The following is a 25,234-nucleotide window of genomic DNA, read 5'->3' on the forward strand; positions in this document are numbered from 1 at the left end:
CGCATTGCCCACAGCATACCCCGTGGCTTGCGCCAGATCAGGCCCGGGCCGCGCCGATTGGGTATCCTTGCCGTTTTCCTCCACGATTGCCGCCGATCCCATGGACGCCAAAGACCAGCTTTCCGCCGCCGGCCTGCCCGACCACCTCCATCTGGGCGAACCGGTCACCGACGCCACCCATGCCGAGTTCGTGCAGTTGCTGGCCGCCACGGCCGGCGCCGACGATGCCGGCTTCCTGGCGGCGATGGACGAATGGATCGACCATACCCGTCATCATTTCGCCCAGGAAGAGCAGTGGATGGAGGCGATGGGCTTTGGCCCGCGCCATTGCCACGCGGGCGAGCACCAGCAGGTGCTGGCCGTGGCCGTCGCGGTGCGCGACAAGGTGCAAACCGACGCTGAGTTCCAGTTGGGCCGCCGGCTGGTGGCCGAGCTGTCTGGCTGGTTCGACCATCACGTCAAGTCGATGGACGCGATGATGGTGGCGCATATGCGCGAGAACGGCTTCACGCTGGTCGAAGGCCCCGTCACGGCGGCCTGAGCGCAGCAGGCCAGACTCAGGCCGCCGCGTCGCGGTCGATCACCACGAAATACTTGCGCACCGGCGCCAGCACCTCGAACAGCCCGGTAAAGCCGGCCGGGATCACGCAGGCGTCGCCGGGGCCGAATTCGCTGGCCTGGCCGGCATCGTCGCTGATGCGGATCCGGCCGCTGATCACATGGAAGAACTCTTCCTTGCCGGCCGGGAAGGCAATGCGCCACGCGCCCGGCTCGCACGCCCAGATGCCGCAATCGAAATCGCCATGCTGCGCGCTGTAGTGCGTCCAGGTGGTGCGGTCGGGGTTGCCTGACACCAGCCGGTCGGGGCGTGGGCGGTCGTGGCTGGGGGCGGGTTCGGTCTTGAAATCGATCAGGCGGGGTGCGGTCATGGCGAACAGCAAAAGAGGCGGGACTGAGCCCGCCAGTTTATCGTGCCGCGCCGGTGGCCCTGCGCTTCAGTTCAGCGACGTGCTCAGCTGACGGCGCCAGCGCGACACCGCCTCGGGCCGGTCGGCCAGCATCCCGAACACCGACAGCATGGTCTTGCGGCCGATATCGTCCTCGAAGGTCCGGTCGGCGCGCACGATTTCCAGCAACTGCTCCAGCGCCGGCTCGTACTGCTGGCGCGCGATCAGCAGCCTGGCCAGGTCCAGCCTTGCCGCGAGGTCCTGCGGGTTCGCCGCGATGCGCCCGGTGAGGGTGCCTTCGTCGGGCAGGCCCGACACATTCTCCATGGCTTCCATGCGCGTGCGCAGCGCGGCGCAGGCGTCCGCCTGCGCGGCGTGCGGCGGCAGCGCCTCGAACTGAGCCCTGGCCGCGTTGACCTCGTTGCCGTCCAGCAGGAAGGCGATATAGGCCAGCCGGGCGGTGTCGGCATGCTCCGGATCCAGCGCGATCGCCTCGGCGAATTTGGCTTCGGCGCCGGTGCGGTCGCCCTCGGCGGCGAGTTGCTGCGCGTCCTGCAGCGCCGTGGGGGCGGGCTGGGTCGCAAGGCGGCCGAGGAATTCGCGCAGGCCCGACTCGGGCAGCACGCCGATGAACTGGTCCACCGCCTGGCCGTCGGCAATCGCCACCACATGCGGGATGCTGCGCACGCCGAAGTGCGCGGCGAGCTCCTGGTTCTCGTCGACATTGACCTTGACCAGCTTCCACTGGCCGTCGGCCTCGGCTTCGAGCCGTTCCAGCATCGGCCCCAGTGTGCGGCAGGGGCCACACCATGGTGCCCAGAAGTCGACCAGCACGGGTGACTGGCGCGAGGCGTCGATCACTTCGGTTTCGAAATTCTGCAGGGTGACGTCGCTCATGGGCAATCCTGGATCGGGAAGGGTTCTATACCGCTATTGTGAGGGCGAAGGCGCCGAATGCAACGCCCGCTGCAAAATCCGCGCCGGCGGCGTTCGGGAAAGTCTGCGGTTGAAAATAGAACGATCGTTCGGTTATAGTCCTTGACCATACAGACCCGGTCCGCGAGACCGCACAGGAGACGTTTCATGCAGACCCCAGCCCGCCCGCATTTCCAGTTCTGGCCGAAGCGCCTGCCGACCGCCATCGTGCTGCCGGAGACGTCGCTCTGGACCAACCTGGAAGTCTCGGCGCTCCGCTATGCCGACAAGGCCGCGATCCGCTATTTCGGCAACGCCATCACCTTCCGTGAACTGGAGGCGCAGGCCACCGCGGTCGCCGGCTGGCTGCAGCAGAAGGCGGGCGTGAAGAAGGGCGACCGGGTGCTGCTGTACATGCAGAACTGCCCCCAGTTCATCGTCAGCTACTACGCCATCCTGCGCGCCGACGCCGTGGTGGTGCCGGTCAACCCGATGAACCGCGCCGAGGAATTCAAGCACTACGTCACCGATGCGCAGGCGCGCGTGGCGATCTTCACCGCCGACCTGGCGGCCGGGGTCGAGCAGGCGCAGTCGGAGCTGGAGCCGGCCGAGCGCCTGCAGCATTTGCTGGTGACGCAATATGCCGATGCGCTGCCGCCCGCGCACGAGCACCCGGAAGACGCGCCGCCGGCCTGGCTGACCACGCCGCACCTGCTGCCCGCGGGCGCCACCGCGTGGGCCGAGGCGCTGGGCGCGGGGCTGCAGCCCGGCCCGCATACCGCCGGCCCGGACGATATGGCGGTGATGCCTTACACCTCCGGCACCACCGGCTTCCCCAAGGGCTGCATCCATACGCACCGCTCCGTGATGCACAACGTCATCGGCGCCGCGACCTGGTCGGGCTCGGGCGCCGAATCGGTGATCCTGTCGGTGCTGCCGCTGTTCCATGTCACCGGCATGCAGTACGGCATGAATGGCCCGATCTACAGCGGCGCCACCGTGGTGATGCTGCCGCGCTGGGACCGTGAAGTCGCCGGCCACCTGATCTCGCGCTACCAGGTCACGCACTGGACCAATATCCCGACCATGGTGATCGATTTCCTGTCCAGCCCCAACCTGGCCCAGTTCGACCTGTCCAGCCTGCGCTATATCGGCGGCGGCGGCGCGGCCATGCCGCAGGCCGTGGCAGAGCGCCTGCGCGAGCAGTTCGGGCTGAGCTACCTGGAAGGCTATGGCTTGTCCGAGACCATGGCGCCGACGCACAGCAACCCGTCGGACCGGCCCAAGCTGCAGTGCCTGGGCGTGCCGACCTTCAACACCGACGCACGCGTGGTCGACCCGGTCACGCTCAAGGAACTGCCGCCCAACGAGATCGGCGAGATCATCGTCAGCGGCCCGCAGGTGTTCAAGGGCTACTGGGGCAAGGAAGATGCCACCCGCGACGCCTTCGTCGAGTTCGAGGGCAAGACCTTCTTCCGCACCGGCGACCTGGGCCGCATGGACGAGGAGGGCTACTACTTCATCACCGACCGGCTCAAGCGCATGATCAATGCGTCGGGCTTCAAGGTATGGCCGGCCGAGGTGGAGAACCTGCTGTACAAGCACCCCGACGTGCAGGAGGCCTGCATCATCGGCACGCGCGACCCGTACCGCGGCGAGACGGTCAAGGCGGTGGTGGTGCTGCGCGCCCATGCCAGGGGCAAGACCACGCCGGAGCAGATCATCGACTGGGCCAAGGAGAACATGGCCGCCTACAAGTACCCGCGCGTGGTGGAGTTTGTCGATGCGCTGCCGAAGTCGGGCACCGGCAAGGTGATGTGGCGCCAACTGCAGGAAAGCGAGAACGCGCGCAATGCCGGCGCGGGGGAGAAGCCGGCGGCCTGAGGCGGCGCAGCAAAATGAAAAAGGCTGGTCAGTCGACCAGCCTTTTTCGTTCGCGCGGTGCCCTCCCTCAATGGCCTCGCACCCGCATCAGCATCTTCACCATGGTCTTGTAGCCCCGCTCGCGCGCATGGCGCGTGGGCGTCACGCCTTCTCGATCGGCCAGGTTGGCGTCCGCGCCCGCATCCAGCAGCAGCTGCACGGTTTCCTCGTAGCGCACGCTGCCATCGCCCAGGATCACCGCCTCCAGCAGCGCGGTCCAGCCCAGGTCGTTGACGTGGTCGACGGCAATGCCGGCCTTCAGCAGCAGCTTCACCACTTCCACGTGGCCTTGCTGGCTGGCGACGATCAGCGCGGTGCCGTCGTAGCGGTCGGTGCTGGCCAGGTCGGCGCCGTTGGCGAGAGCCAGGCGCACGACCTCGGCCTGGCCGGTGGCGGCGGCCAGCAGGAAAGGGCTGTTGGATTCGGCGTCCTTCAGGTTCACGTCGGCACCGGCCAGCAGCAGCGTGCGCGCGACCTCGGTGCGCCGGTTCTGCACGGCCGCCAGCAGCGCGCTGCGCCCGCGTTCATCGGCGGCGCGGGCCGAGGCGCCGGCGGCCAGCAGGCGCGCCACCAGTTCCTGGTCGCCGGTGCTGGCGGCGGTGATCAGGTTGCGGTCGAGCGTGCCGATGGCGTCCTGCCGTATTGGCGGCCGCGTGGCCGTGCCGTGCGGCGGGCGGGCGGCGGGCTGGCTGGCCGCGCCGCCGGCGGGCCGTGCCGCCAGCGTCTGGCCGCCCTGCGCCGCCAGCAGGCCGCCGCCCATCAGCAAGCCCACCAGGCCCAGCAACTCATTGAGTGCCTGTCTGCGGGTGCGGGCGGCGGGGCGTGTCATGGCGGCAGCTCCTTGGCTCAGACGGTTTCGTGGCGGCTGGCCGGCAAGGGCGCCGGCACGCCGTCAAGGGCGCCGTCGGTGGCACTGGCGGCACGCCCGGCGCGCTCGGCGTCGGCGACATCGTCGGCCTGCAACTGGCGCCACAGCCGTCCCAGGTAGGGATCGTCGACCCCGTTGGTGGCCAGGCCCAGCAGGGTTTGCTGCAGGTATTCGCGCGCCGGCCCGTACAGCCCGGCGGCGTGGCGCAGGTGCTCGACCACACTGGTGTCCGGCAGCCGTCCGGCGTAGGCCTCGTGCGACCGGTTCATGACGAAGGCGAGGGCACGCTGCTCAGGCGCGCAGGCGTTGCCGATGCGGATGCGCAGCCAGCGCGGATGGTAGGCGCCGGTCAGCATCTCGCGGCGCCACAGCAGGCGGAACTCCTGCTCGACCACATGGCTGGGGATGCGGAACACCATGCCGTGGCAGCAGCCGCCGCGGTCCAGGCCAAGCACCAGCCCCGGGTTGTCCCAGGTGCCGCGGTTGATGCGCGAATAGAGGTAGAAGCCGCGGTGGTAGCCGTGCACCGTGGCGCGCAGGCGCTCGGTGTGGACCACCATCGGGTTCCAGATCAGGGAGCCGTAGCCGAATACCCAGACATCGCCGCCCAGTGCGGGATCTTCCGGGCGGCGCGCCAGCGTATCGGACAGGGACTGCTCCAGCGCCGCCTCGGGCAGCAGCGAGGACGCAACCGGGGTGCTGCACAGCGTGGTGCGCAGCCGGTCCGATTCGAGGTCCTGTCGCGTGATGCCCATGCTGCAAGCATAAATCAAAGCGGCGCCCCGGGCAGGCGGAGGAAATGACATAAGTGCCAGTTTTCCTCGGAATTGGCTGAGCGAGCGGGGCGGGTGTGGGTGGTTCGCAACGGTTGCGGCGCGGTGCCGCCTCTGTCACTCGCGGCGGACCAGTGCTGCAGCACCTTTGTCCGCGATCAGGCGGCCGTGAATTGCTGGCCCGCGCGGCCGCCATGTCCTTACAATGGTGACCTCAATCCGATCAGGGGGAACCTGCGATGGCGCGTACGCTTACGGTGGTGTTCGGCAGTGGCAAGGAATATGACTTCACGATCGGCACGGACGAGCTGGCCGCGGTCACCGAGGACGCCGCGTGGCGCTGGTTCGACCGGGAATACACCGAGCTGGACTGCCAGGCGTCGAGCCCGGTCGGCAAGGTGCTGGTGATCGACAAGATCCTGAATGTCGCCAAGTTCTCGGGAGAGGCGCGCTTCACCGGCGACGCTGCCTGGGCGCAGGACTATGCGCGCCATGCGGCGCGGCTGCTGGACCGGGACAAGGTCCGCGTCGATGTCGGCAACGCCGCCATCGGCTTCTAGCAATTCGCTTGTCGCTCCCGCGCATACCCGTGCGGGGCATGCGCGGGAGCGACAATCTGGCGTTATACAGCCAGCAGTTCCACTTCAAACAGCAGGGTAGCGTTCGGCGGGATCACGCCGCCGGCGCCGCGGGCACCGTAGCCGAGGTCGGCCGGGATCACCAGGCGGCGCACGCCGCCCACCTTCATGCCCTGCACGCCCTCGTCCCAGCCGCGGATCACGTGGCCGGCACCCAGCGGGAACACGAACGGGTCGTTGCGGTCCTTGCTCGAATCGAACTTGCGGCCGGCCTGGCCGTTCTCGTACAGCCAGCCGGTGTAGTGCACGGTCACGTGCTTGCCGGCGGTGGCTTCGGCGCCGGCGCCGACGGTGGTGTCTTCGTATTGCAGGCCAGAGGGCGTGGTTTGCATGGCGTATTTCCTTCCGATGGGAACAGACGTGAGGAGAGTTGAACGCAGCGCCGCTGCGTTCAGGCTTGGGCGCGCTGGAGCACATCCAGCGTCAGTTGCACGTTGTGGTCGTCGTCGGCCACCCAGATATCGCCGTCCTGGATCGTCACCGACAGGCGCATGGCGCGCTGCGCCAGCGCGGCCAGGGCTTCGACGGCTTCCGCCGGGACATTGTAGACGGTGAGGTTGCGCAGCTTGCCGGCCTTGCCCGCCATGCCCTTCCACCATTCGCGCGCGCTGGCCGCGTTGTAGGTGTAGATGGTCACGCGCTCGGCGCGGGCGGCGGCGCGCTTCAGGCGCGCTTCGTCGGGCTGGCCCAGCTCCACCCAGTGGGCGATGTCGCCGGTCAGGCGCTTGTCCCACAGGTCGGGCTCGTCGGGATCGTCCAGGCCGCGGGTGAAGGCCAGGGTCTCAGTGGCTTCGCAGGCAAAGGCCAGCAGGCGCACCATCATGCGCGCGTCATTCTCGGACGGGTGCTGGGCGATGGTCAGGCTGTGGCTGCCGTAGTACGGCCGGTCCATGTCCGAGACGGACAGGTCGGCTTTGAAGATGGTGGATTTGAGCGCCATAAGGTGAAGTGAGCGGCAGGCGCCCCGGCTGGGGTGCGGGAGACGCAAAAGGCCGCATCATACTCGAATCACAAGACGGCGAATCACAAGACACGCCGTGCGCGTATCTTGCCGGTGCGCGCGGCTCAGCGCTTGCGGTATTCCTTCAGGTAGAAGCGCAGCAGCGCCGAGACCAGCACCGTGCCGAGGAAGGCGGCCGCCACTACCAGCGCCTGTCCGGCCGGGGTATTGATCTGGCCGGCCACGCCGAGGCGGAGCAGCCAGGTGCCGACCATCATCGCCAGAAACGGCATCAGCAGCGCGCGGCGGCCATAGGTCTGCACCGCCCACAGCGGGAAGCGGCGCACGAAGTCGGCCGGAATGCTGCAGGCGAGGCATGCGCCGGCAGCCGCCAGCGCGGCGGCCACGATGTCGCCGGAATGGATGTCGAACATGGTCTCGGTCTCGCGCGTCCCGCCAGGCGCACGCGGCGGGTGTGGCAGGAATTTGGCAAAGCGCTGATTCTACAAGAGAAATTTGCGCTGCAGGTGACGAGTAAGGCTAGCGCGGGGTGCTGCCCGCGGGCGATGCCTCGACCGCCACTTGCAGCGTCACGGTGTCGCCCACCTCGGGCAGGAAGCGGGTCATGCCAAAGGCACTGCGCGGCACTTCGGCATGGAAATCGCCGCCGCAGACCTGGTGGCTCACGCCGAAAAAAGTCACTTCGCCGCAGCGGAAGTGCTCGGCCAGCAGGCGCAGCGGCTGCGTGACCCCGTGCAGCGTCAGCTCACCCTCCACCGCGGCAAGCCGGCCGCCCTCCATCAGAAACCGGTTCGCGCGCAGCCGGGCCACCGGGTACTGGACGGCATCAAAGAATTGTGCCGAACGCAGCACGCCGTCCAGCGTGCGGTTGCCGGTATCGACCGAGGCCAGGTCAACAGTCACGTCGAGCGCGCCGGCGCCGCTGTCGGCGTCGTAGACGAGGCGCCCGTCGATCTTGCCGAAACGCCCGCGCACCGAACTGCGTTCGACATGTCTGGCGGAAAAATAGACAGTGGTGTGGACCGGGTCCAGGGTGTATTCGACCGGTGCCGCGTGGGCGCCTGCAATGCCTGAGACCGCCAGAAGGGCCAGCGTGCGCACGACCATGGGATCAGTGGACGAATACCGGCAGCAGGAAGATCCCTACCACCGTCAGGTAGCTGACGGTCCAGCACAGCGTGCGCAGCGTGGCGCGGTCCGTCACGTAGCACAGGGTGTACAGCAGGCGCGCGGCGATGAAGGCCATTGCCAGTTCGTCGATGCGCGCCTGCGGCGCCTGCAGGTGGCTGGCGGTAAGCACCGCGGCGGCAAAGAAGGGGAAGGCCTCGAAGTGGTTGCGGTGCGCCATGTCGGCGCGGCGCGCGCGCCCGGACTGCCGCTCCAGCCAGCCGCGCGGGTCATGGTTGTCATAGCCCGGCCCGCTGGCCTTGGCGATGGCCACCGTCGCCAGCGGCATGACGCCGGCCAGCAGCACGCACCAGAAAGCGATCGGCATGTTCCAGTCCTTTCGGTTGCAATGCCGGCGCGGCCATCACTGGCTGCGCCGGCCGGCCCGCGCGGTCAGGCGGCGACGACGCGGATCTCGATGCCCGCCAGGCCCACCACCTGCCCGGCGCGGATCTTCGCAGTCTTGCGCGATTCGGGCGTGCCGTCCACCGACACTTCGCCGGCGGCGACCAACGCCTTGCCGGCGCCGCCGCTGTCGCACACGCCCGCCAGCTTGAGCAGGTCGTTGAGCGCGATGAACTCGCCCTCGAGCGGGAAGGTGATGGTCTGCACGGCTGCTTTGCCAGATCTGGCCATCACTTGCCCCAGCTGTCTTTCAGACCGACGATGCGGTTGAAGACCGGCTTGCCCGGCTGCGAATCGATGCGGTCGGCGACGAAGTAGCCATGGCGCTCGAACTGGAAGCGGTCTTCCGGCTGGGCTTCGCGCAAGCCCGGCTCCAGCCAGGCGGTGATGACCTTCTTGGAATCCGGGTTGAGCGCATCCAGGAAGTTCTTGCCGCCGGCATCCGGATTCGGGTCGTTGAACAGGCGGTCGTAGAGGCGTACCTCGGCCTCATAGCCGTGCGCCGCGCTGACCCAGTGGATCACGCCCTTGACCTTGACGCTGTCGGCGCCCGGCGTGCCGCTCTTGGTATCGGGCAGGTAGCTGGCGTGCACGGCGACGACGTTGCCGTCGGCGTCCTTGTCCACGCCCGTGCACTCGATCACGTAGCCGTACTTCAGGCGCACCTTGTTGCCCGGGAACAGGCGGAAGTAGCCCTTGGGCGGGTTCTCGTTGAAGTCCTCGCGCTCGATCCACAGCTCGCGCGACAGCGGGAACACGCGGCGGCCCAGCTCCGGCTTTTTCGGGTGCACCGGCGCCGAGCACTCTTCGCTCTGGCCTTCGGGGTAGTTGTCGATCACCAGCCGCAGCGGGTCGAGGACCGCCACGCCGCGCGCGGCACGGCCGTCCAGGTCGTCGCGCACCGAGCCTTCGAGCGTGCTCATGTCGATCCAGCTGTCGGCCTTGGCCACGCCCACGCGGTCGCAGAACAGCTGGATCGATTCCGGGGTGTAGCCGCGGCGGCGCACGCCGACCAGCGTGGGCATGCGCGGATCGTCCCAGCCGTCGACGCGCTGCTCGTCGACCAGCTGCTTGAGCCTGCGCTTGCTGGTGATGGCGTAGGTCAGGTTCAGGCGCGCGAACTCGTACTGATGCGGCAGCGGGTCGCGGAACACGCCGCTGTCGCGCAGGTGCTCCAGCACCCAGTCGTACAGCGGGCGGTTGTTCTCGAACTCCAGCGTGCACAGCGAGTGCGTGATGTTCTCCAGCGCGTCCGAGATGCAGTGCGTGAAGTCGTACATCGGGTAGATGCACCACTTGTCGCCGGTGCGGTGGTGATGCGCGTGGCGGATGCGGTAGAGCACCGGGTCACGCATCACGATGTTCGGCGCGGTCATGTCGATCTTCGCGCGCAGCACGTGCTCGCCGTCGGCGTACTTGCCGGCGCGCATGTCGCGGAACAGCTGCAGGTTCTCTTCGACGCTGCGCTCGCGGTACGGCGAGGGCTTGCCCGGCTCGGAGAAGTTCCCGCGGCTGGCGGCGATCTGCTCGGCGGTCTGGCTGTCGATATAGGCGGCGCGGCGCTCGATCAGGGTCTCGGCAAAGGCGTAGAGCTGGTCGAAGTAGTCGCTGGCGTAGTAGAGGTGCGGCTGCTTCGCGCCGTCCTTGCCCTCACTGTCCCAGGAAAAGCCCAGCCAGTGCACGGCGTCGATGATGGAATCGACGTATTCGGTGTCTTCCTTGACCGGGTTGGTGTCATCGAAGCGCAGGTGGCAGCGGCCGCCGTAGTCGCGCGCCAGCCCGAAATTCAGGCAGATGCTCTTGGCGTGGCCGATATGCAGGTAGCCGTTGGGCTCCGGCGGGAAGCGGGTGATGACGGTCGGCAGCGGCTCGCCGGCCTGGTCCTGGCGGCCGGCATAGGTGGCGGCGGCGAGGTCCTGGTCGATGATGCTCCGCAGGAAATTGGAGGCGGCGGGTGTGCTGTCGGTAGGCTTGTTGTCGTGGCTCATGATGGCGCCGGTTGGCCGGCCGGAGGCGTCTGGGTGCGTCAGGGTGCGCGTCGGGCCGGGTCGTCAGATTGCGTGGCGGAATGCCAATAAGGGGATTTTACCGTGCCGGAGCCGCCGCACGCCGCGAGCTGGCGCCGATTTCCGGCCATGTCCCGGATTTGCGCGGCGCCGATGCATGCCGGTGCGACGAAAGTGACGTGTCGGAGTAGCATGGAAGCCTGTGCCGGCTCGCTGTGGCCGGCCTTGGTCCACTGCTGCAGGAATGCCCATGAACGCCCAATCCGACGCGGCGCCAGTGCCGCTTGAGCCCTCTGAAGTCGTTGCCGCGCTGTGGCGCGACGCCGGCCTGCCCGCCGAAGCGCTGGCGCACCTGAAGCTGGACGGCGCCGAGCCGGTGCTGCCGTCGAGCTTTGCCGTCGGCACCGCCGCCCAGGCCAGCCTTGGCGCCTCGGCACTGGCCGCCGCCGCGCTGTGGCACAGCCGCACCGGCCGCTGGCAGGACGTCAGCGTCGACATGCGCCATGCCATCACCGAATTCCGCAGCGAACGCTACCTGCGCGTCGACGGCGGGCCCGCGCCCGAGCTGTGGGACAAGCTGGCCGGCGTCTACCGCTGCGGCGACGGCCGCTGGGTGCGCCTGCATACCAATTTCCCGCACCACCGCGACGGCGTGGTGCGCCTGCTCGGCTGTGCCAACGACAAGGCGGCGGTGCAGGCCGCGCTGGAAAAGCGCGACGCAGAATCCTTCGAGAGCGCGGCCTCCGACGCGGGCCTGGTGGTCGCCGCCATGCGCAGCTTCGAGGAATGGGACCGCCATCCGCAGGCCGCCGCCTTGCGCGGCCTGCCGCCGGTCACGCTGGAGCGCATCGGCGATGCCCCGCCGCAACCGCTGCCGGCGCCCGCATCCCCGGACGCGCAGCCGCTGTCAGGCGTGCGCGTGCTCGATTTCACCCGCATCATCGCCGGCCCGGTGGCGGGCCGCACACTGGCCGCGCACGGCGCCGACGTGCTGCTGGTCACCGCCTCGCACCTGCCGTCGATTGCGCCGCTGGTGATCGACACCGGCCGCGGCAAGCGCAGCTGCCAGCTGGACCTGCGCGATCCCGACGACAAGCGCACGCTGCACAAGCTGCTGCACGGCGCCGATGTGATGGTGCAGGGCTATCGCCCCGATGGTCTGGCGGAGCTGGGCGTGGGGCCGGAGGCCGCGGCGCGCGCGCGGCCGGGCATTGTCTATGTGTCGCTGAGCGCCTATGGCCACGTGGGGCCGTGGTCGCACAAGCGCGGCTTCGATTCGCTGGTGCAGACCGCCACCGGCTTCAATGATGCCGAAGCGCAGGCGGCCGGCAGCGACACGCCGCGCCCGTTGCCGGCGCAGGTGCTGGACCACGCGGCGGGCTACCTGCTGGCCTTCGGCGCGATGGCCGCGCTGCACCGGCGCGCGGTGGAGGGCGGCAGCTGGCATGTGCGCGTGTCGCTGGCGCAGGTGGGACAGTGGCTGCGCAGCCTGGGGCGCGTGCCGGAAGGGCTCAAGGCGCCCGAACAGAAGATCGACGACGTGGCCGATCTGCTCGAGGCCATGCCGTCGGGCTTTGGCATGCTGACGGTGGTGCGCCACGCGGCGCACCTGTCGGAGACGCCGGCGCGCTGGACCCTGCCGTCCGAACCGCTCGGCACGCATGCGCCGGAGTGGCTGCCGCGGGCCTAGGCGTATCGGGCGCCGGCCGGCTGCGGCACGAACAAGGTGGCGCTAGTAGAGCGTGGTGCGCTGCCGCTCCGGCAGGTCACGGTCGTAGGCCGCGCCGTCGATGGCGTTTCCGGTCAGCGTGGCCAGGATCTCGCCGTTGCTGGGCAGCGACTGGCGCGCGATCTGCGCGTCCGCTGCCCACAGGCGCGAGCGGATCAGCGCGCGGGCGCACTGGAAGAACACCGATTGCACCGTGACCACCAGCACCGTGGTCGGGGCCTTGCCGTCGACCACGCAGCGTGCGATCAGCCCGGGGTCGACGCTGATCCGCGCGGTGCCGTTGACGCGGATGGTCTCGTCGACGCCGGGGATCACGAACAGCAGCCCCACGCGCGGATCGGCAACGATATTGCGCAGGCTGTCGATGCGGTTGTTGCCGCGCCGGTCGGGCAGCAGCAGCGTGCATTCGTCCAGCACCTGCACGAAGCCCGGCGCGTCGCCGCGCGGCGAGCATTCGGCCCAGCCATCGCCCACCGTCGACAGCAGGCAGAGCGGTGCCGCTTCGATAAAGGCGCGGTAGTGCGGGTGCAGGTAGCCGACTTCCTTGGACAGCGACGGGGCCGCCGGTTGCGCGTAGAGCGCTTCCAGTTCGGCCAGCGTGGTGATGGCGTGCGGGGTCATGGCAGGCGGGGCGTTGGTTGTCGGGGGAGGGGAGCCGTCAATGTAGCGCAGAAGCGCTTCGGTGGCCTTACACCGTGACGGTGCCCCGGCCGATTTCCAGCACGCGGCCGCCCACGCGGATCGCGCCGTCGGCACTGACGGCCAGGTGCAGCCGGCAGGGGCGGCCCACGGCCTCGCCCTGGTCGATCGCGTATTCAGCCGGCAGCGCGTGGCCGGTGGTCAGCAGCCAGCCGCCCAGGTTGGCGCAGGCCGAGCCCGTGCCCGGATCCTCGGCCACGCCGCCGCCCTGCTTGGTAAAGAAGTAGCGCGACAGCACGCGGCCGGGCTGCTCCGGGTCGAAGGCGAAGACGTAGGCGCTCTTGCGGCCAAGGCTGCTCTGCGGCCAGACCGCCAGGCGTGCGCTGTCGGGATTGGCGCGGCGCACGGCATCGGTGCTGCGCACCGCCACCAGCAACTGGTCGGCGCCGGTGTCGACCCACATCGGCGACACCAGCAGGTCGCGTTCCTCAAGTCCGAGCAGGCTGGCCATGTCGGTGTCGGGCAGGCCGGCCGGCGCGGTCTTCGGCTTGCCGCTGTGCGGGGCGGTGAAGGTCCAGACCTCGCCCTGCGCGGTCACCGGCACCACGCCCGCCGGGAATTCCAGCGTCAGCGTGTCGCCGGTGCCGGCCAGTTCGCGCACCACATGCGCGGTGCCCAGCGTCGGGTGGCCGGCGAAGCGCATCTCATAGCCCGGCGTGAAGATGCGCACCCGCGCGCCGGCATGCTCCGACGGCAGGATGAACGTGGTTTCCGACAGGTTGAACTGCAGCGCCAGCGCCTGCATGGTGGCGTCGTCCATGCCGCGCGCATCCTCGAATACGCACAGGGGATTGCCGCCGAAGGTGGATTCGGCAAACACATTGAGCAGGCGGAAGGCGTAGGTGGGCATGGCGCGGGGGCTCCGGAGGCTGTTTCAGCACAAGTGTACGGAGTGCAGGCGGACACGCCATGCACAGTTGCGCCGATCGCGGGCGGGCCAGTTGCGGACAGTCCTGGCGCACCATGAAAAACGCCCGGGGCAGGCCCGGGCGTATCTCAAGCAAAGGCAATCAGGCCCGCAGGCTCAGAACCCCACCGCCTGTCCGTCGCGCCGGCTGTCGCTGGCCGCCACGTAGCCGTGCTCGGCATCGTCCGACAGGCGCCAGATGAACTGGCCCGAGCCGAAGTCCATGTACGGATCGTCCACCGATTTGAGCTGGTGGCCGCGCGCCTTCAGGCCCTCGACCGTGGCCGGGTCCATGGTGCCTTCCACATCCAGCGTGAAGTCGCGGTTGACCTTCCAGCGCGGCGCGCAGCAGGCGGCCTGCGGCTGCTGCTGGTAGTCCAGCATGCGCACCACGGTCTGCAGATGGCCTTGCGGCTGCATGTCGCCGCCCATCACGCCGAAGCTCATCACCGGCTGGCCGTCCCTGGTCAGGAAGGCCGGGATGATGGTGTGGAACGGACGCTTGCCGCCCGCGACCACGTTGGCGGACTTCGGGTCCATCGAGAAGCCCACGCCGCGGTTCTGCAGGCTGATGCCGGTGCCCGGCACCACCACGCCCGAGCCGAAGCCCATGTAGTTGGACTGGATGAACGAGATCATCATGCCGTTCTCGTCGGCGGCGGTCAGGTAGATGGTGCCGCCCACCTTGGGCATGCCGAAGTTGAAATGCGTGGCGCGCTGCATGTCGATCAGTTTTGCGCGCGACTTCAGGTAGGCGTCATCGAGCATGTCTTCCGGCGTGACTTCCATGCTGCGCGGGTCGGCCACGTAGCGGTAGAGGTCGGCAAAGGCCAGCTTCATCGCCTCGATCTGCAGGTGCTGCGAGTCGACCGAATCCACCGGGAGCGACGCCAGGTCGAACTGGTCCAGGATGCCCAGCGCAATCAGCGCGGCGATGCCCTGGCCGTTGGGCGGGATCTCGTGGAGCTCGTAGCCGCGGTAGGACTTGCTGATCGGCTTGACCCAGTCGGGGCGGTAGTTGCGCAGGTCGTCGAGCGTCATGGCGCCGCCGCACTGCTGGCTGAAGGCGGCGATCTGCTCGGCGATCTCGCCTTCGTAGTAGGCGCGGCCACGGGTTGCGCCGATCTTGCGCAGCGTTTCGGCGGCGGCCTTCATGGTGAACTTCTGGCCCACCGCCGGGGCGCGGCCGCCGGGCATGAAGGTGTCGGCGAAGCCGGGCTGGTCCTTCAGCTCGGGCACCGCGGCGGCCCACTTGTGCGCCACCACCGGCGGCACGGCATAGCCGCGCTCGGCGATCTCGATCGCCGGCTCCATCAGGTCGGCGAACGGCAGCTTGCCGAAGCGCTCATGCAGCGCGGCCCAGCCTGCGACCACGCCGGGCACGGTGACCGAGTCCCAGCCGCGGATCGGGCGCCTGGCCAGGCCGTTTGCGTCGGTGCCGTATTTGTTCTTGAAGTACTCCGGGCTCCATGCCGCCGGGGCCACGCCCGACGAGTTCAGGCCGTGCAGTTCCTTGCCGTCCCACAGGATGGCAAAGGCATCGCTGCCCAGGCCGCACGACACCGGCTCGACGATGGTGATCGCGGCGGCCGCGGCGATGGCCGCATCGACGGCATTGCCGCCCTTGAGCAGCATGCGCAGGCCCGCCTGCGCCGCCAGCGGGTGCGAGGTGGAGACCACGTTGCGCGCAAACAGCGGGATGCGCACGGAGGGGTAGGGGTTGGTCCAGTTGAAATTCTGCATGCTTGTCTGTGTCCTTTGCTCGGGCGCCTCGGTGGCGCTTATTCTGCCGTGATCTTGCGATCCTTGATCAGCTTGCCCCAGCGCGCGCTGTCCTTCTTCACCATCGCGGCGAACTGCGCCGGCGTGCCGCCGACCGGCTCTGCCCCCAGCTTGCCCAGGCGTTCCCTGACGTCGGGCGACTGGATGGCCTTGTTCAACTCGGCATTCAGGCGGTTGACGATATCGGCCGGCAGGCCCTTGGGGCCGTAAATGCCGAACCAGGTATCGGACTCGAAGCCGGGCAGGCCCGACTCACTCGCCGTGGGGATTTCCGGCGCCAGCGGCGAGCGCTTTGCGCTGGTCACCGCCAGTGCCTTGAGCTTGCCGTCCTTCACATGCGGCAGGCCCGAGACGATGCTGTCGAACAGCACCTGCACCTTGCCCGAGATCAGGTCCGGCACGGCCAGCGCGGTGCCGCGGTAGGGGATATGGGTGATGAACACGCCCGCCTGCGCCTTGAAGGCCTCGGCGGTCAGGTGCACCACGGTGCCGTTGCCGCTCGAGGCGTAGTTCAGTTCACCGGGATGCTTCCTGGCGTAGTCGATCAGCTCGCGCACATTCCTGGCCGGCAGGCTGTTCGGCACCACCAGCAGGTTGGTGGCGATGGCCACCTGGCCGATCGGGGTGAAGTCGGTCTCGGTGTTGTACGGCAGGCGGGGGTTGATATACGGCCCGATCGAATGCGTGCTGGTGGTGGCGATCAGCAGCGTGTAGCCGTCGGGCGCGGCCTTGGCGGCCATGTCCGAGCCGATCGCGCCGCCGGCGCCGGGGCGGTTGTCGACCACGATCTGCTGGCCCATGCTGGCGCCCACCTTCTGCGCGATGGCGCGCGCCAGCAGGTCGGTCGCGCCGCTGGCCGGGAAGGGCACGATCAGGCGGATCGGCTTGCTGGGATAGGTGTCGGCCAGTGCGGGCGTGGCGGCCAGGCACAGGCCGCAGCCAAGGCCGATGCCGATGCCGATGCCGAAGCGGCGCAGCCAGGATTTCATACGTGTCTCCGGTGTCAGGCGCATGGCCCCGATTGATGATCGGCCTTCATTATTCCGTGCTGCCGATCACAAAGAAAGCTAATATTTCTTTCCAGTGTCACAAGGAAATCTTAAGGATCGCGCCTTGGCGGCATAGGCCTCACTCTCCATTTGCGCGCACCAATGAGCACCGTCCGCTTCCTTCGCACCTTTGTCGCCGTGGCCGAGCACGGCTCCTTTGCCGCCGCCGCCGGGCAGGTGGCGCTGACCCAGGCCGCCGTCAGCCTGCAGATGCGCGCGCTGGAGACCGAGTTGCGGCGTGAGCTGTTCGACCGCAATGGCCGCGTGGCCGTGCTCAATGCCGACGGGCGCGCGCTGCTGCCGCAGGCGCGGCGCATGCTGTCGCTGTACGACGAGATGCGCCTGCCGCTGGCCTCGGACGAGGCCATGGCGGGTGCGGTGGCGGTGGGCGCGGTGGTATCCGTGATGGGCGGGTTGTCGCACGCGGTGGCGCATATGAAGCGCACGTATCCCGCGCTGGACGTGCGCCTGGTCGGCGCCAAGTCGATCGAGCTGGCGGCGCAGGTCGAGGCCGGCGAACTGGATGCCGCCATCCTCGTGGAGGGCGCCGCGCGCGTGCCCGGCACGCTGCGCTGGACGCCGCTGTACCAGGAGCCGCTGGTGGCGATCGCGGCGCGCGGCAGCCCGGGACGCGACGCGCGCGAGGCGCTTGCCACCAATCCCTACCTGCGTTTCGACCGCAGCCAGCGCACCGGCGTGCTGGTCGAGCGCGCACTGCGCCGCGCGCACCTGAAGGTCAACGAGTTCCTGGAGCTGAATGCGATCGAGGCCCTGGTGGAACTGGTGCGGCAGGAGGTCGGCGTGACCGTGGTGCCGCTGCTGCGCCGCGCGCGCTGGCGCGACGACGAGGCGCTGCGCATCCTGCCGCTGCTGGTCAACGGCGAGCCCGTGATGCGCCACATCGGCATGCTGGAACGGCGCGACCACGGGCGCGGGCAGGTCACCGCGGCGGTGCGGGCGGCCTGCGGCGAGTTGTTCGGGGCCTAGGGCCTGTTCACATATAAAACGTATCCCCCTTGCCCTGCGGGTTGGCCCGAGCCGCCATCTCCCTGCCATAACCAGGGCCTATCGGGCGGATAGTCAGAAACGCATTCTCCTGAAGATCACAATTGCATATATTCTGGTTGCGGACGGCCGCTGCCGCGGCCCGACTTGCCATGGGCGCCACGACTTCCCGCGTTGGCGCACGCTCTCGCGCGCCCGCTGATCGCCCGACCTTTGACGCCATTGCTGCAGATGTTTTCAGTACGTCCCCACATGGAGAAACGTATGTCAAACGAAGCAAAGTGTCCCTTCAGCCATGCCGCCGGCGGTGGCACGACGAATCGTGACTGGTGGCCGAATCAACTGCGCCTGGACCTGCTGAGCCAGCATTCCGGCAAATCCAACCCGTTGGACGGCGACTTCAACTATGCCAAGGCCTTCAAGAGTCTCGACTTCGCAGCGGTGAAGAAGGACCTGGCCGCGCTGATGACTGACTCGCAGGACTGGTGGCCGGCGGACTTCGGCCACTACGGCCCGCTCTTTATCCGCATGGCCTGGCACAGTGCGGGCACGTACCGCATTGGCGATGGCCGCGGGGGTGGTGGGCGCGGCCAGCAGCGTTTCGCACCGCTCAACAGCTGGCCGGACAACGCCAGCCTGGACAAGGCGCGCCGCCTGCTATGGCCGCTCAAGCAGAAGTACGGTCAGAAGATCTCCTGGGCCGACCTGATGATCCTCGCCGGCAATGTCGCGCTCGAGACCATGGGCTTCAAGACCTTTGGTTTCGGCGGTGGCCGGGAAGACACCTGGGAACCGGACGCGGATGTCTCCTGGGGCAAGGAAAAGACCTGGCTGGGCGGCGACCTCCGCTACGGCAAGGGTGCTGGCGCCGAGGCCGACCCTGGCCGGAACCTGGAGAACCCGCTGGCCGCCGTGCAGATGGGCCTGATCTATGTGAATCCGGAAGGCCCCGAAGGCAATCCTGACCCGCTCGCCGCGGCGCACGACATCCGCGAATCGTTCGGGCGCATGGCCATGGACGACGAGGAGACCGTTGCGCTGATTGCCGGCGGGCATGCCTTCGGCAAGACCCACGGTGCCGGTCCCGCGAGCAACATCGGGGCCGAACCCGAGGGCGCCGCTCTCGAACAGCAGGGCCTGGGATGGGCCAGCACATTTGGCACCGGCAAGGGCGCCGACACGATCACCAGCGGCCTGGAGGTGACCTGGAGCAATACGCCGACGAAGTGGGGCAATAGCTATCTGGAGAGCCTGTTCGGCAACGAATGGGAGCTGACCAAGAGCCCCGCCGGTGCCAACCAGTGGGTCGCCAAGGATGCCGGCGAAACCATCCCGCACGCTTACGATCCCTCGAAGAAGCTGCGGCCGACGATGCTGACCACGGACCTGTCGCTGCGTTTCGACCCGGCCTACGAGAAGATCTCGCGGCGCTTTCTGGAGCATCCCGAGCAGCTCGCCGATGCCTTTGCCCGCGCCTGGTTCAAGCTGATCCACCGCGACATGGGCCCGCGCGCCCGCTACCTCGGCCCGGAAGTGCCGGCCGAAGAGCTGCTCTGGCAGGATCCCATCCCGGCGGTCGATCATCCGCTGGTCAATGAGCAGGATGTCGCCGCGCTCAAGCAGAAGATCCTGGCGTCCGGGCTGCCGGTTTCGCAACTGGTGCAGACCGCCTGGGCCTCGGCATCCACCTTCCGCGGCTCGGACAAGCGCGGTGGCGCCAATGGCGCGCGTATCCGCCTGACGCCGCAGAAAGACTGGGCAGCCAACCAGCCTGAGCAACTGGCGAAGGTGCTGAAGGTCCTCGAAGGCATCCAGGCCGAGTTCAACAGCGCACAGTCCGGCGGCAAGAAGATCTCGCTCGCCGACCTGATCGTGCTGGCCGGCGGCGCGGGGATCGAGCAGGCAGCGCAAAAGGCTGGCCACAAGATCACCGTGCCGTTTACGCCGGGCCGCATGGACGCCTCGCAGGAAAAGACCGACGTGCAATCGGTCGGGGCGCTCGAGCCGATTGCCGATGGCTTCCGCAACTTCCTGAAGGGGAAGTACAGCATCCCGGGGGAGGACCTGCTGATCGACAAGGCGCAATTGCTGACCCTGACCGCCCCCGAGATGACGGTGCTCATTGGCGGACTGCGCGTGCTGAACGTCCATACCGGGCAGGATGCGCACGGCGTCTTCACCGACCGGCCGGAAACGCTGAGCAACGACTTCTTCCGCAACCTGCTCGACATGCGCACGGAATGGAAGCCGCTGTCGGAGACCCGGGACGTGTTCGAAGGGCGCGACCGCAAGACCGGTGAGCGGAAGTGGACCGGCACCCGCGTCGACCTGGTTTTCGGGGCGAATTCCCAACTTCGTGCCCTTTGCGAAGTCTACGCCAGCGAGGACGCGCAGGAGAAGTTCGTCCGTGACTTTGTCGCCGCCTGGGTCAAGGTGATGAACCTGGACCGGTTCGACGTCGCCTGAGCACCTGAGCGCTTAGGCTGTTCAGCGCTCGCATGGCCCCGTCAGGATCCTCATCCGGCGGGGCTTTTTTCATCCGGACGCGAACGGGGGGAGGCGTTGCCGACGCAATGAAAAGCGGCCGGCAAGCGCCGGCCGCATGGCCTGTCAGGGCATTGAGAGCCGGCCTACATGATCCTGTGCGCGAAATGCCCGTGCCGCGCGTCGGCCATCAGGTCGAGGAACTGCCCGGTGCTCATGTGCACCAGTTCCTGGTGGTCGCCCGCCTCGAAGTAGACGTCAGGATGCGTCAGCAGGCTGTCGTCGAGCCAGGTCTGCGTGCCGTAAGCCATGCCGACCGGCGGGATCGCGCCCTGGTCGCAGTCGCGGAACACTTCGCGCACGCCATCCTCGTGTGCCAGTGTCAGCTTGCGGCCGGTCTGCTCGCGGATCTCAGACAGCTTCAGGTGGTGCGTCGAAGGAATCACGGCCACGACGTAGCCGCTGCCGTCTTCAAGCAGGATGCTCTTGGCCAATCGGTCTCCGGGAATGTGCGCAGCCTGCGCAGTGGCCATGCTGCTGAGGCTGTAGGGGTGCCGAACGGTGTCGAACTGGCTTTGCCTCTTGCTCAGGCACTTCGCCAGCGTGGTAGCCATGGTCATGATCTCAACCTCCATCGCGTCGTGGGCGACAGTTGTCCGAGTCCTACCAATATAGTTCGTCACGCGGCGGGCAGCGGCCGGGCGGAGCCGGAACCTGGCGGCAAGCACAAAAAAAGGGCACCTTGCGGTGCCCTGAGTGCGTTGTGCCGCCGGCGCCAGGGCCGGCGATATTTCCTGCTTATTCTTCCTGGAACGCTTCCTCGCGCTTGGACTTGATCGACGGCATCGCCACGACCAGCACCAGCACCGCAGCCGCGATCAGCAGGCCCAGCGACAGCGGGCGCGTCACGAACACGCTGAAGTCACCACGCGACAGCAGCAGCGAGCGGCGGAAGTTCTCTTCCATCATCGGCCCCAGCACGAAGCCCAGCAGCAGCGGCGCGGGTTCGCACTTGAGCTTGATGAACAGGTAGCCGATCACGCCGAAGGCCGCGGTCTGGAACACGTCGAAAGTGGTGTTCTGGACCGAGTACACGCCGATGCAGCAGAACGTCAGGATGGCCGGGTACAGGTAACGGTAAGGCACCTTCAGCAGCTTCACCCAGATGCCGATCAGCGGCAGGTTCAGCACGATCAGCATGAAGTTGCCGATCCACATCGAGGCGATCAGGCCCCAGAACAGCGCCGGGTTGCTGGTCATCACCTGCGGGCCGGGCTGGATGTTGTGGATGGTCATCGCACCCACCATCAGCGCCATCACCGCGTTGGGCGGAATGCCCAGCGTCAGCAGCGGGATGAAGGAGGTCTGCGCCGCGGCGTTGTTGGCCGATTCCGGACCCGCCACGCCTTCGATCGCACCCTTGCCGAACTCATGCGAGTACTTCGAGGTCTTCTTTTCCAGCGAGTAGGCTGCAAACGAAGCCAGCGCCGCACCGCCGCCCGGCAGGATGCCCAGGGCCGAGCCCAGCACCGTGCCGCGCAGCACGGCGGGAACCATGCGCTGGAAGTCGGCCCTGGTCGGGAACAGGTTGGTGATGTGATCGGTGAAGGTCTCGCGGTGTTCCTTCTGTTCCAGGTTGGCAATGATCTCGGCAAAGCCGAACACACCCATTGCCACCGAAACGAAGTTCAGGCCGTCGGTCAGTTCCGGCACGTCGAACGAGAAGCGCGCGGCGCCCGAGTTCACGTCGGTACCCACCAGGCCCAGCAGCAGGCCCAGCACGATCATGGCGATGGCCTTGACCAGCGAGCCCGAAGCCAGCACCACGGCGCCGATCAGGCCCAGCACCATCAGCGAGAAGTATTCGGCGGGGCCGAACTTGAACGCCAGTTCCGACAGCGGCGCGGCAAAGGCGGCCAGGATCAGGGTAGCCACGCAGCCGGCGAAGAACGAGCCCAGGCCGGCTGTGGCCAAAGCCACCCCCGCTCGTCCTCGCCTTGCCATCTGGTAGCCATCGATGGTTGTCACCACCGACGACGATTCACCGGGCAGGTTCACCAGGATGGCGGTGGTCGAGCCGCCGTACTGGGCGCCGTAGTAGATACCGGCCAGCATGATCAGCGCGGCCACCGGCGGCAGCGTGTAGGTCACCGGCAGCAGCATGGCGATGGTGGCCAGCGGCCCCAGGCCCGGCAGCACGCCGATGAGGGTACCCAGCACGCAGCCCAGGAAGGCATACGCAAGGTTCTGGAAGGTCAGGGCGGTGGAAAAGCCCAGGCCCAGGTTGGCGAGTAGTTCCATATTGGCGGCCTCTTTAGCTTGCCAGGAAAGCCGGCCACACCGGCATCTGCAGGTTGATGCCGTACACGAACGCACCCAGGCTGATCACCACCAGGATGATGGAGTTCAGGATGGCACCCTTCCAGCTGAACTCGTGGCTGGCCATCGACGACACCAGCACCAGCACCAGCACCGACAGCACCATGCCCAGCGGCTTGAGCATCAGGCCGAACAGCACCACCGCACCGAGGATCCACAACAGCGACTTGACGTCCCAGCGGGCCAGGTGGTCTTGTTCTGCCTTGGCAGACAGCGACCCCCACAGCACCAGCGCGCCCAGCAGGGCGAGCACGACGCCAAGCCAGAACGGAAAATATCCCGGTCCCATTTTTGCGGCGGTTCCCATGGAATAACCGCGCGCGACCCAGGAAAAGCCGAATCCGACCAGGATGAACATCAGGCCGGAGGCGAAGTCCTTTTGGCTACGTATGCGCAAAGTGAATCTCCTCGAAAAGACTGCTTTGAAATCTGCGGCTGACCTCCTGCTTGCCTTTATTGCGTTGCATCAATGCGGCATTTTTCGGAGGCCCGGCTGCGGGCAGGGTGCAAATTAAGGGGGCGACCTTTCAGCTACCTTTCAGATGTCTGCAAACAGGGTCATCCTGAGGGTATCTCCCTAGTCTTAGAGCACTGAAAAGCCCCGCCAACGCCAGTCTGGAGGCGGGCTGGCGGACAGAGGCGCGATCCCGGGGCCGGGCCGCTGCGCTATCATCCGGAGCAATTCTGAGGTGGTCTTCAGCCGCGCAGCGGCACCTGCTGCTGAACGGCTTGAAAGGTTCCGCAAGGGAACGCTCACGCAACGCAAGGAGCCGTTTGGAAACCATCGACCACGTCATCCTGCTCGGCGCCATCGTGATGTCGCTGGGCATCGTGCTGGGCGCGTTCTCGGCGCGCCTGGGCGTGCCGTTCCTGCTGGTCTTCCTGGCCGTGGGCATGCTCGCCGGCGTGGACGGCCCGGGCGGCATCCGCTTCGCCGATACTTGGCTCAGCTTCCTGGTCGGCAACCTCGCGCTGGCGGTGATCCTGCTCGACGGCGGCTTGCGCACGCGCCTTGCCACGTTCCGGGTGGCGCTCAAGCCCTCGTTGTCGCTGGCGACGGTGGGGGTGCTGGTGACGGCCGCCCTGGTGGGGTTATTCGCCGCGTGGCTGCTGGGCATCGACTGGCGGCTCGGGCTGCTGCTGGGCGCCATCGTCGGCTCGACCGACGCGGCCGCGGTGTTCTCTCTGCTGCACAGCAGTGGCATCCGGCTCAAGGACCGGGTCGCGAGCGTGCTGGAGATCGAATCCGGCATCAACGACCCGATGGCGATCTTCCTGACGCTGACACTGATCGAATGGCTGACCGCGCCCGGCGGCCTGACGACGCCGGGCCTGGTCGTGCGGCTGCTGGTGCAGTTCGGCGTTGGCGGCGCGCTCGGGCTGGGCCTTGGCTATTGCCTGGCCAACGTGCTGGAGCGCATCCGGGTGGCCGAGGGGCTGCAGGCGATCCTGCTGTGCTCGGGCGGCGCGATGGTCTTTGCCATCGTGCAGACCGCCGGGGGCAGCGGCTTCCTGGCCGTGTACCTGACCGGCATGCTGATCGGCAACCGCGAGCGCGCGGTCACCGCGGACACCATGCGCGCGATGGACGGCATGGCCTGGCTGGCGCAGTCGGCCATGTTCCTGCTGCTGGGCCTGCTGGTGGCGCCGCACCGGATCTGGGAGGTGGCCGGCCCGGCGGTGGCCGTGGCGGCCTTCCTGATGCTGGTGGCGCGCCCCGTGGCGGTGTGGCTGGCGCTGCTGCCGTTCCGCTTCAATGCGCGCGAGACCGGCTTTATTGCCTGGATGGGCCTGCGCGGCGCGGTGCCGATCGTGCTGTCGCTGTTTCCGCTGCTGCGCGAGGTGCCGCAAGCGGGGCTGCTGTTCCGCATCGCCTTTGCCGTGGTGCTGGCAAGCCTGCTGTTCCAGGGCACCACGGTGTCGGTGGCCGCGCGGCTGGCGCGCGTGCTGCGCCCCGGCTATCCCGAGCCGCTGGCGCGTTCGCGCCTGCGCGGCACGCGCGCGCCGATCCTGGAAGTGATGCAGTTCGAGGTGAGTCCCAACGCGCCCGTCGAGAACCTGCGCGCTGACCAGCTGGAGCTGCCGCCGCGCTGCCGGCTGATGACGGTGGCGCGCGACGACGCGCTGGCGGTGCTGGACCAGACCGTGCTGCGCGCCGGCGACAGCGTCTCGGTGCTGGCCCCGGTGACGAGCCTGCCGATGCTGTCGGCGCTGTTCCAGGCGCCGGGCCGCGCGCCCACCTGGGAGCAGGCCTCGCATGATTTCCTGCTGTCGGGCGACGCGCTGCTGCGCGATGTGGCGGCGCTGTACGGCGCGCGCGCGCTGACGCCGGCAGAGGCGCCGTTGACACTGGAGGCTGCCATGCTGCGGGCCTTCGCCTCGCCGCCGGTGGAGGGCGACAGCGTCAGGATCGCCGGCCTGCCGCTGACGGTGACGCGCATGGAGGGCGCGCGGATCCTGCAGGTGGGACTGCTGCTGCCGCGGCTGGAGGGGGATTCGGGCGGGCGGCTATGGCCGCGGCGGAGAAAGGACGGTGGCGCCAGGAGCGGGGAGGGCGCCGAGGCGGAATAGGGACAAGAAAGGCGGCCATGGCCGCC

25 protein-coding genes are annotated in these 25,234 nt (G+C 68.1%); 7 read left to right on the top strand and 18 right to left on the bottom strand.

Going from position 1 to position 25,234, the window contains the following annotated elements; all coding sequences use genetic code 11:
* Window positions 1-100: 100 nt before the first annotated feature.
* Window positions 101-541 (top strand): bacteriohemerythrin, encoded by a 441-nt coding sequence (locus tag ACZ5MJ_RS03640; protein WP_464222473.1) that lies wholly within the window; start codon window positions 101-103, stop codon window positions 539-541.
* Between the two features lie 16 nt (window positions 542-557).
* Here ACZ5MJ_RS03640 and ACZ5MJ_RS03645 read toward each other — a convergent pair whose 3' ends face one another.
* Together ACZ5MJ_RS03645 and trxA are read right to left on the bottom strand one after the other, a co-directional pair.
* Window positions 558-929: a cupin domain-containing protein gene (locus tag ACZ5MJ_RS03645; RefSeq protein WP_464222474.1), complete on the bottom strand. Its 372-nt coding sequence runs from the start codon at window positions 927-929 to the stop codon at window positions 558-560.
* A gap of 66 nt (window positions 930-995) precedes the next feature.
* Complete coding sequence (gene trxA, locus ACZ5MJ_RS03650) at window positions 996-1,844, bottom strand: thioredoxin (protein ID WP_464222476.1); 849 nt, start codon at window positions 1,842-1,844, stop codon at window positions 996-998.
* A 186-nt stretch (window positions 1,845-2,030) separates the two neighbouring features.
* Between trxA and ACZ5MJ_RS03655 the strand changes: the two genes are divergently transcribed.
* Window positions 2,031-3,746: a long-chain fatty acid--CoA ligase gene (locus tag ACZ5MJ_RS03655; protein ID WP_464222477.1), complete on the top strand. Its 1,716-nt coding sequence runs from the start codon at window positions 2,031-2,033 to the stop codon at window positions 3,744-3,746.
* A 67-nt stretch (window positions 3,747-3,813) separates the two neighbouring features.
* Here ACZ5MJ_RS03655 and ACZ5MJ_RS03660 read toward each other — a convergent pair whose 3' ends face one another.
* Both ACZ5MJ_RS03660 and ACZ5MJ_RS03665 read right to left on the bottom strand, forming a co-directional pair.
* Window positions 3,814-4,614 carry an ankyrin repeat domain-containing protein gene (locus tag ACZ5MJ_RS03660; RefSeq protein WP_464222478.1) on the bottom strand — a complete coding sequence of 267 codons (801 nt, stop codon included), beginning with the start codon at window positions 4,612-4,614 and terminating at the stop codon, window positions 3,814-3,816.
* 17 nt (window positions 4,615-4,631) lie between these two features.
* The gene (locus tag ACZ5MJ_RS03665) at window positions 4,632-5,459 is read right to left on the bottom strand and encodes a gamma-glutamylcyclotransferase (RefSeq protein WP_464222479.1); all 828 of its coding nucleotides are present in this window, start codon (window positions 5,457-5,459) and stop codon (window positions 4,632-4,634) included.
* Window positions 5,460-5,665: 206 nt separating this feature from the next.
* On the opposite strand from ACZ5MJ_RS03665, the gene ACZ5MJ_RS03670 reads away from it, so the two are divergent.
* Complete coding sequence (locus ACZ5MJ_RS03670) at window positions 5,666-5,986, top strand: hypothetical protein (RefSeq protein WP_464222480.1); 321 nt, start codon at window positions 5,666-5,668, stop codon at window positions 5,984-5,986.
* Between the two features lie 62 nt (window positions 5,987-6,048).
* Here the strand turns inward: ACZ5MJ_RS03670 and ACZ5MJ_RS03675 are convergent, their stop codons facing one another.
* The 7 genes from ACZ5MJ_RS03675 to ACZ5MJ_RS03705 form a co-directional block, all read right to left on the bottom strand.
* Window positions 6,049-6,396, bottom strand: coding sequence for an FKBP-type peptidyl-prolyl cis-trans isomerase (locus ACZ5MJ_RS03675; RefSeq protein ID WP_010813699.1), 348 nt, complete (start codon window positions 6,394-6,396; stop codon window positions 6,049-6,051).
* Window positions 6,397-6,455: 59 nt separating this feature from the next.
* Window positions 6,456-7,004: a YaeQ family protein gene (locus ACZ5MJ_RS03680; RefSeq protein ID WP_464222481.1), complete on the bottom strand. Its 549-nt coding sequence runs from the start codon at window positions 7,002-7,004 to the stop codon at window positions 6,456-6,458.
* Between the two features lie 125 nt (window positions 7,005-7,129).
* Window positions 7,130-7,438: a hypothetical protein gene (locus ACZ5MJ_RS03685; protein ID WP_464222482.1), complete on the bottom strand. Its 309-nt coding sequence runs from the start codon at window positions 7,436-7,438 to the stop codon at window positions 7,130-7,132.
* 106 nt (window positions 7,439-7,544) lie between these two features.
* Window positions 7,545-8,132 carry a YceI family protein gene (locus ACZ5MJ_RS03690; RefSeq protein ID WP_464222483.1) on the bottom strand — a complete coding sequence of 196 codons (588 nt, stop codon included), beginning with the start codon at window positions 8,130-8,132 and terminating at the stop codon, window positions 7,545-7,547.
* A 4-nt stretch (window positions 8,133-8,136) separates the two neighbouring features.
* Entirely contained in the window at window positions 8,137-8,520 is a 384-nt protein-coding gene (locus tag ACZ5MJ_RS03695) for an MAPEG family protein (RefSeq protein ID WP_464222484.1), read from the bottom strand.
* A gap of 65 nt (window positions 8,521-8,585) precedes the next feature.
* Window positions 8,586-8,828, bottom strand: a complete 243-nt coding sequence (locus tag ACZ5MJ_RS03700; RefSeq protein WP_464222485.1) for an RNA-binding S4 domain-containing protein — start codon at window positions 8,826-8,828, stop codon at window positions 8,586-8,588.
* Window positions 8,828-10,585, bottom strand: a complete 1,758-nt coding sequence (locus tag ACZ5MJ_RS03705; protein ID WP_464222487.1) for a glutamine--tRNA ligase/YqeY domain fusion protein — start codon at window positions 10,583-10,585, stop codon at window positions 8,828-8,830. The genes ACZ5MJ_RS03700 and ACZ5MJ_RS03705 overlap by 1 nt, the downstream gene beginning before the upstream one ends.
* A gap of 268 nt (window positions 10,586-10,853) precedes the next feature.
* Here ACZ5MJ_RS03705 and ACZ5MJ_RS03710 point away from each other — a divergent pair, with 268 nt between their 5' ends.
* The gene (locus ACZ5MJ_RS03710; RefSeq protein ID WP_464222488.1) at window positions 10,854-12,293 is read left to right on the top strand and encodes a CoA transferase; all 1,440 of its coding nucleotides are present in this window, start codon (window positions 10,854-10,856) and stop codon (window positions 12,291-12,293) included.
* Window positions 12,294-12,335: 42 nt separating this feature from the next.
* Here the strand turns inward: ACZ5MJ_RS03710 and ACZ5MJ_RS03715 are convergent, their stop codons facing one another.
* From ACZ5MJ_RS03715 to ACZ5MJ_RS03730, 4 genes are all read right to left on the bottom strand, one after another.
* Window positions 12,336-12,953 carry a pyridoxamine 5'-phosphate oxidase family protein gene (locus ACZ5MJ_RS03715; protein WP_464222489.1) on the bottom strand — a complete coding sequence of 206 codons (618 nt, stop codon included), beginning with the start codon at window positions 12,951-12,953 and terminating at the stop codon, window positions 12,336-12,338.
* Window positions 12,954-13,020: 67 nt separating this feature from the next.
* Window positions 13,021-13,881 (bottom strand): PhzF family phenazine biosynthesis protein, encoded by an 861-nt coding sequence (locus ACZ5MJ_RS03720; RefSeq protein ID WP_464222490.1) that lies wholly within the window; start codon window positions 13,879-13,881, stop codon window positions 13,021-13,023.
* Between the two features lie 174 nt (window positions 13,882-14,055).
* Window positions 14,056-15,681: a gamma-glutamyltransferase gene (gene ggt, locus ACZ5MJ_RS03725; protein WP_464222491.1), complete on the bottom strand. Its 1,626-nt coding sequence runs from the start codon at window positions 15,679-15,681 to the stop codon at window positions 14,056-14,058.
* Window positions 15,682-15,719: 38 nt separating this feature from the next.
* Window positions 15,720-16,709, bottom strand: a complete 990-nt coding sequence (locus tag ACZ5MJ_RS03730) for a Bug family tripartite tricarboxylate transporter substrate binding protein (protein WP_464222492.1) — start codon at window positions 16,707-16,709, stop codon at window positions 15,720-15,722.
* Between the two features lie 162 nt (window positions 16,710-16,871).
* Here ACZ5MJ_RS03730 and ACZ5MJ_RS03735 point away from each other — a divergent pair, with 162 nt between their 5' ends.
* A complete protein-coding gene (locus ACZ5MJ_RS03735) occupies window positions 16,872-17,756 on the top strand; it encodes a LysR substrate-binding domain-containing protein (protein ID WP_464222493.1) in 885 nt (294 codons plus the stop codon).
* 282 nt (window positions 17,757-18,038) lie between these two features.
* Window positions 18,039-20,240: a catalase/peroxidase HPI gene (gene katG, locus ACZ5MJ_RS03740; RefSeq protein ID WP_464222494.1), complete on the top strand. Its 2,202-nt coding sequence runs from the start codon at window positions 18,039-18,041 to the stop codon at window positions 20,238-20,240.
* A gap of 164 nt (window positions 20,241-20,404) precedes the next feature.
* Here the strand turns inward: katG and ACZ5MJ_RS03745 are convergent, their stop codons facing one another.
* From ACZ5MJ_RS03745 to ACZ5MJ_RS03755, 3 genes are all read right to left on the bottom strand, one after another.
* The gene (locus ACZ5MJ_RS03745; RefSeq protein ID WP_464222495.1) at window positions 20,405-20,878 is read right to left on the bottom strand and encodes an aminoacyl-tRNA deacylase; all 474 of its coding nucleotides are present in this window, start codon (window positions 20,876-20,878) and stop codon (window positions 20,405-20,407) included.
* Between the two features lie 178 nt (window positions 20,879-21,056).
* The gene (locus ACZ5MJ_RS03750) at window positions 21,057-22,559 is read right to left on the bottom strand and encodes a tripartite tricarboxylate transporter permease (protein ID WP_464222496.1); all 1,503 of its coding nucleotides are present in this window, start codon (window positions 22,557-22,559) and stop codon (window positions 21,057-21,059) included.
* Window positions 22,560-22,572: 13 nt separating this feature from the next.
* Window positions 22,573-23,034 (bottom strand): tripartite tricarboxylate transporter TctB family protein, encoded by a 462-nt coding sequence (locus ACZ5MJ_RS03755; protein ID WP_464222497.1) that lies wholly within the window; start codon window positions 23,032-23,034, stop codon window positions 22,573-22,575.
* A gap of 377 nt (window positions 23,035-23,411) precedes the next feature.
* Between ACZ5MJ_RS03755 and ACZ5MJ_RS03760 the strand changes: the two genes are divergently transcribed.
* Entirely contained in the window at window positions 23,412-25,208 is a 1,797-nt protein-coding gene (locus tag ACZ5MJ_RS03760; RefSeq protein ID WP_464222499.1) for a potassium/proton antiporter, read from the top strand.
* Window positions 25,209-25,234 lie beyond the last annotated feature (26 nt).

The sequence above is a fragment of the Cupriavidus sp. LA-1 genome, assembly GCF_055385985.1.

What these genes read in the sequence shown, in the direction of transcription:
- ACZ5MJ_RS03640 (WP_464222473.1), top strand. Translation starts at nt 101, where the DNA reads ATGGACGCCAAAGACCAGCTTTCCGCCGCCGGCCTGCCCGACCACCTC.
- ACZ5MJ_RS03645 (WP_464222474.1), bottom strand. Translation starts at nt 929, where the DNA reads ATGACCGCACCCCGCCTGATCGATTTCAAGACCGAACCCGCCCCCAGC.
- trxA (WP_464222476.1), bottom strand. Translation starts at nt 1,844, where the DNA reads ATGAGCGACGTCACCCTGCAGAATTTCGAAACCGAAGTGATCGACGCC.
- ACZ5MJ_RS03655 (WP_464222477.1), top strand. Translation starts at nt 2,031, where the DNA reads ATGCAGACCCCAGCCCGCCCGCATTTCCAGTTCTGGCCGAAGCGCCTG.
- ACZ5MJ_RS03660 (WP_464222478.1), bottom strand. Translation starts at nt 4,614, where the DNA reads ATGACACGCCCCGCCGCCCGCACCCGCAGACAGGCACTCAATGAGTTG.
- ACZ5MJ_RS03665 (WP_464222479.1), bottom strand. Translation starts at nt 5,459, where the DNA reads ATGTCATTTCCTCCGCCTGCCCGGGGCGCCGCTTTGATTTATGCTTGC.
- ACZ5MJ_RS03670 (WP_464222480.1), top strand. Translation starts at nt 5,666, where the DNA reads ATGGCGCGTACGCTTACGGTGGTGTTCGGCAGTGGCAAGGAATATGAC.
- ACZ5MJ_RS03675 (WP_010813699.1), bottom strand. Translation starts at nt 6,396, where the DNA reads ATGCAAACCACGCCCTCTGGCCTGCAATACGAAGACACCACCGTCGGC.
- ACZ5MJ_RS03680 (WP_464222481.1), bottom strand. Translation starts at nt 7,004, where the DNA reads ATGGCGCTCAAATCCACCATCTTCAAAGCCGACCTGTCCGTCTCGGAC.
- ACZ5MJ_RS03685 (WP_464222482.1), bottom strand. Translation starts at nt 7,438, where the DNA reads ATGTTCGACATCCATTCCGGCGACATCGTGGCCGCCGCGCTGGCGGCT.
- ACZ5MJ_RS03690 (WP_464222483.1), bottom strand. Translation starts at nt 8,132, where the DNA reads ATGGTCGTGCGCACGCTGGCCCTTCTGGCGGTCTCAGGCATTGCAGGC.
- ACZ5MJ_RS03695 (WP_464222484.1), bottom strand. Translation starts at nt 8,520, where the DNA reads ATGCCGATCGCTTTCTGGTGCGTGCTGCTGGCCGGCGTCATGCCGCTG.
- ACZ5MJ_RS03700 (WP_464222485.1), bottom strand. Translation starts at nt 8,828, where the DNA reads ATGGCCAGATCTGGCAAAGCAGCCGTGCAGACCATCACCTTCCCGCTC.
- ACZ5MJ_RS03705 (WP_464222487.1), bottom strand. Translation starts at nt 10,585, where the DNA reads ATGAGCCACGACAACAAGCCTACCGACAGCACACCCGCCGCCTCCAAT.
- ACZ5MJ_RS03710 (WP_464222488.1), top strand. Translation starts at nt 10,854, where the DNA reads ATGAACGCCCAATCCGACGCGGCGCCAGTGCCGCTTGAGCCCTCTGAA.
- ACZ5MJ_RS03715 (WP_464222489.1), bottom strand. Translation starts at nt 12,953, where the DNA reads ATGACCCCGCACGCCATCACCACGCTGGCCGAACTGGAAGCGCTCTAC.
- ACZ5MJ_RS03720 (WP_464222490.1), bottom strand. Translation starts at nt 13,881, where the DNA reads ATGCCCACCTACGCCTTCCGCCTGCTCAATGTGTTTGCCGAATCCACC.
- ggt (WP_464222491.1), bottom strand. Translation starts at nt 15,681, where the DNA reads ATGCAGAATTTCAACTGGACCAACCCCTACCCCTCCGTGCGCATCCCG.
- ACZ5MJ_RS03730 (WP_464222492.1), bottom strand. Translation starts at nt 16,709, where the DNA reads ATGAAATCCTGGCTGCGCCGCTTCGGCATCGGCATCGGCATCGGCCTT.
- ACZ5MJ_RS03735 (WP_464222493.1), top strand. Translation starts at nt 16,872, where the DNA reads ATGAGCACCGTCCGCTTCCTTCGCACCTTTGTCGCCGTGGCCGAGCAC.
- katG (WP_464222494.1), top strand. Translation starts at nt 18,039, where the DNA reads ATGTCAAACGAAGCAAAGTGTCCCTTCAGCCATGCCGCCGGCGGTGGC.
- ACZ5MJ_RS03745 (WP_464222495.1), bottom strand. Translation starts at nt 20,878, where the DNA reads ATGACCATGGCTACCACGCTGGCGAAGTGCCTGAGCAAGAGGCAAAGC.
- ACZ5MJ_RS03750 (WP_464222496.1), bottom strand. Translation starts at nt 22,559, where the DNA reads ATGGAACTACTCGCCAACCTGGGCCTGGGCTTTTCCACCGCCCTGACC.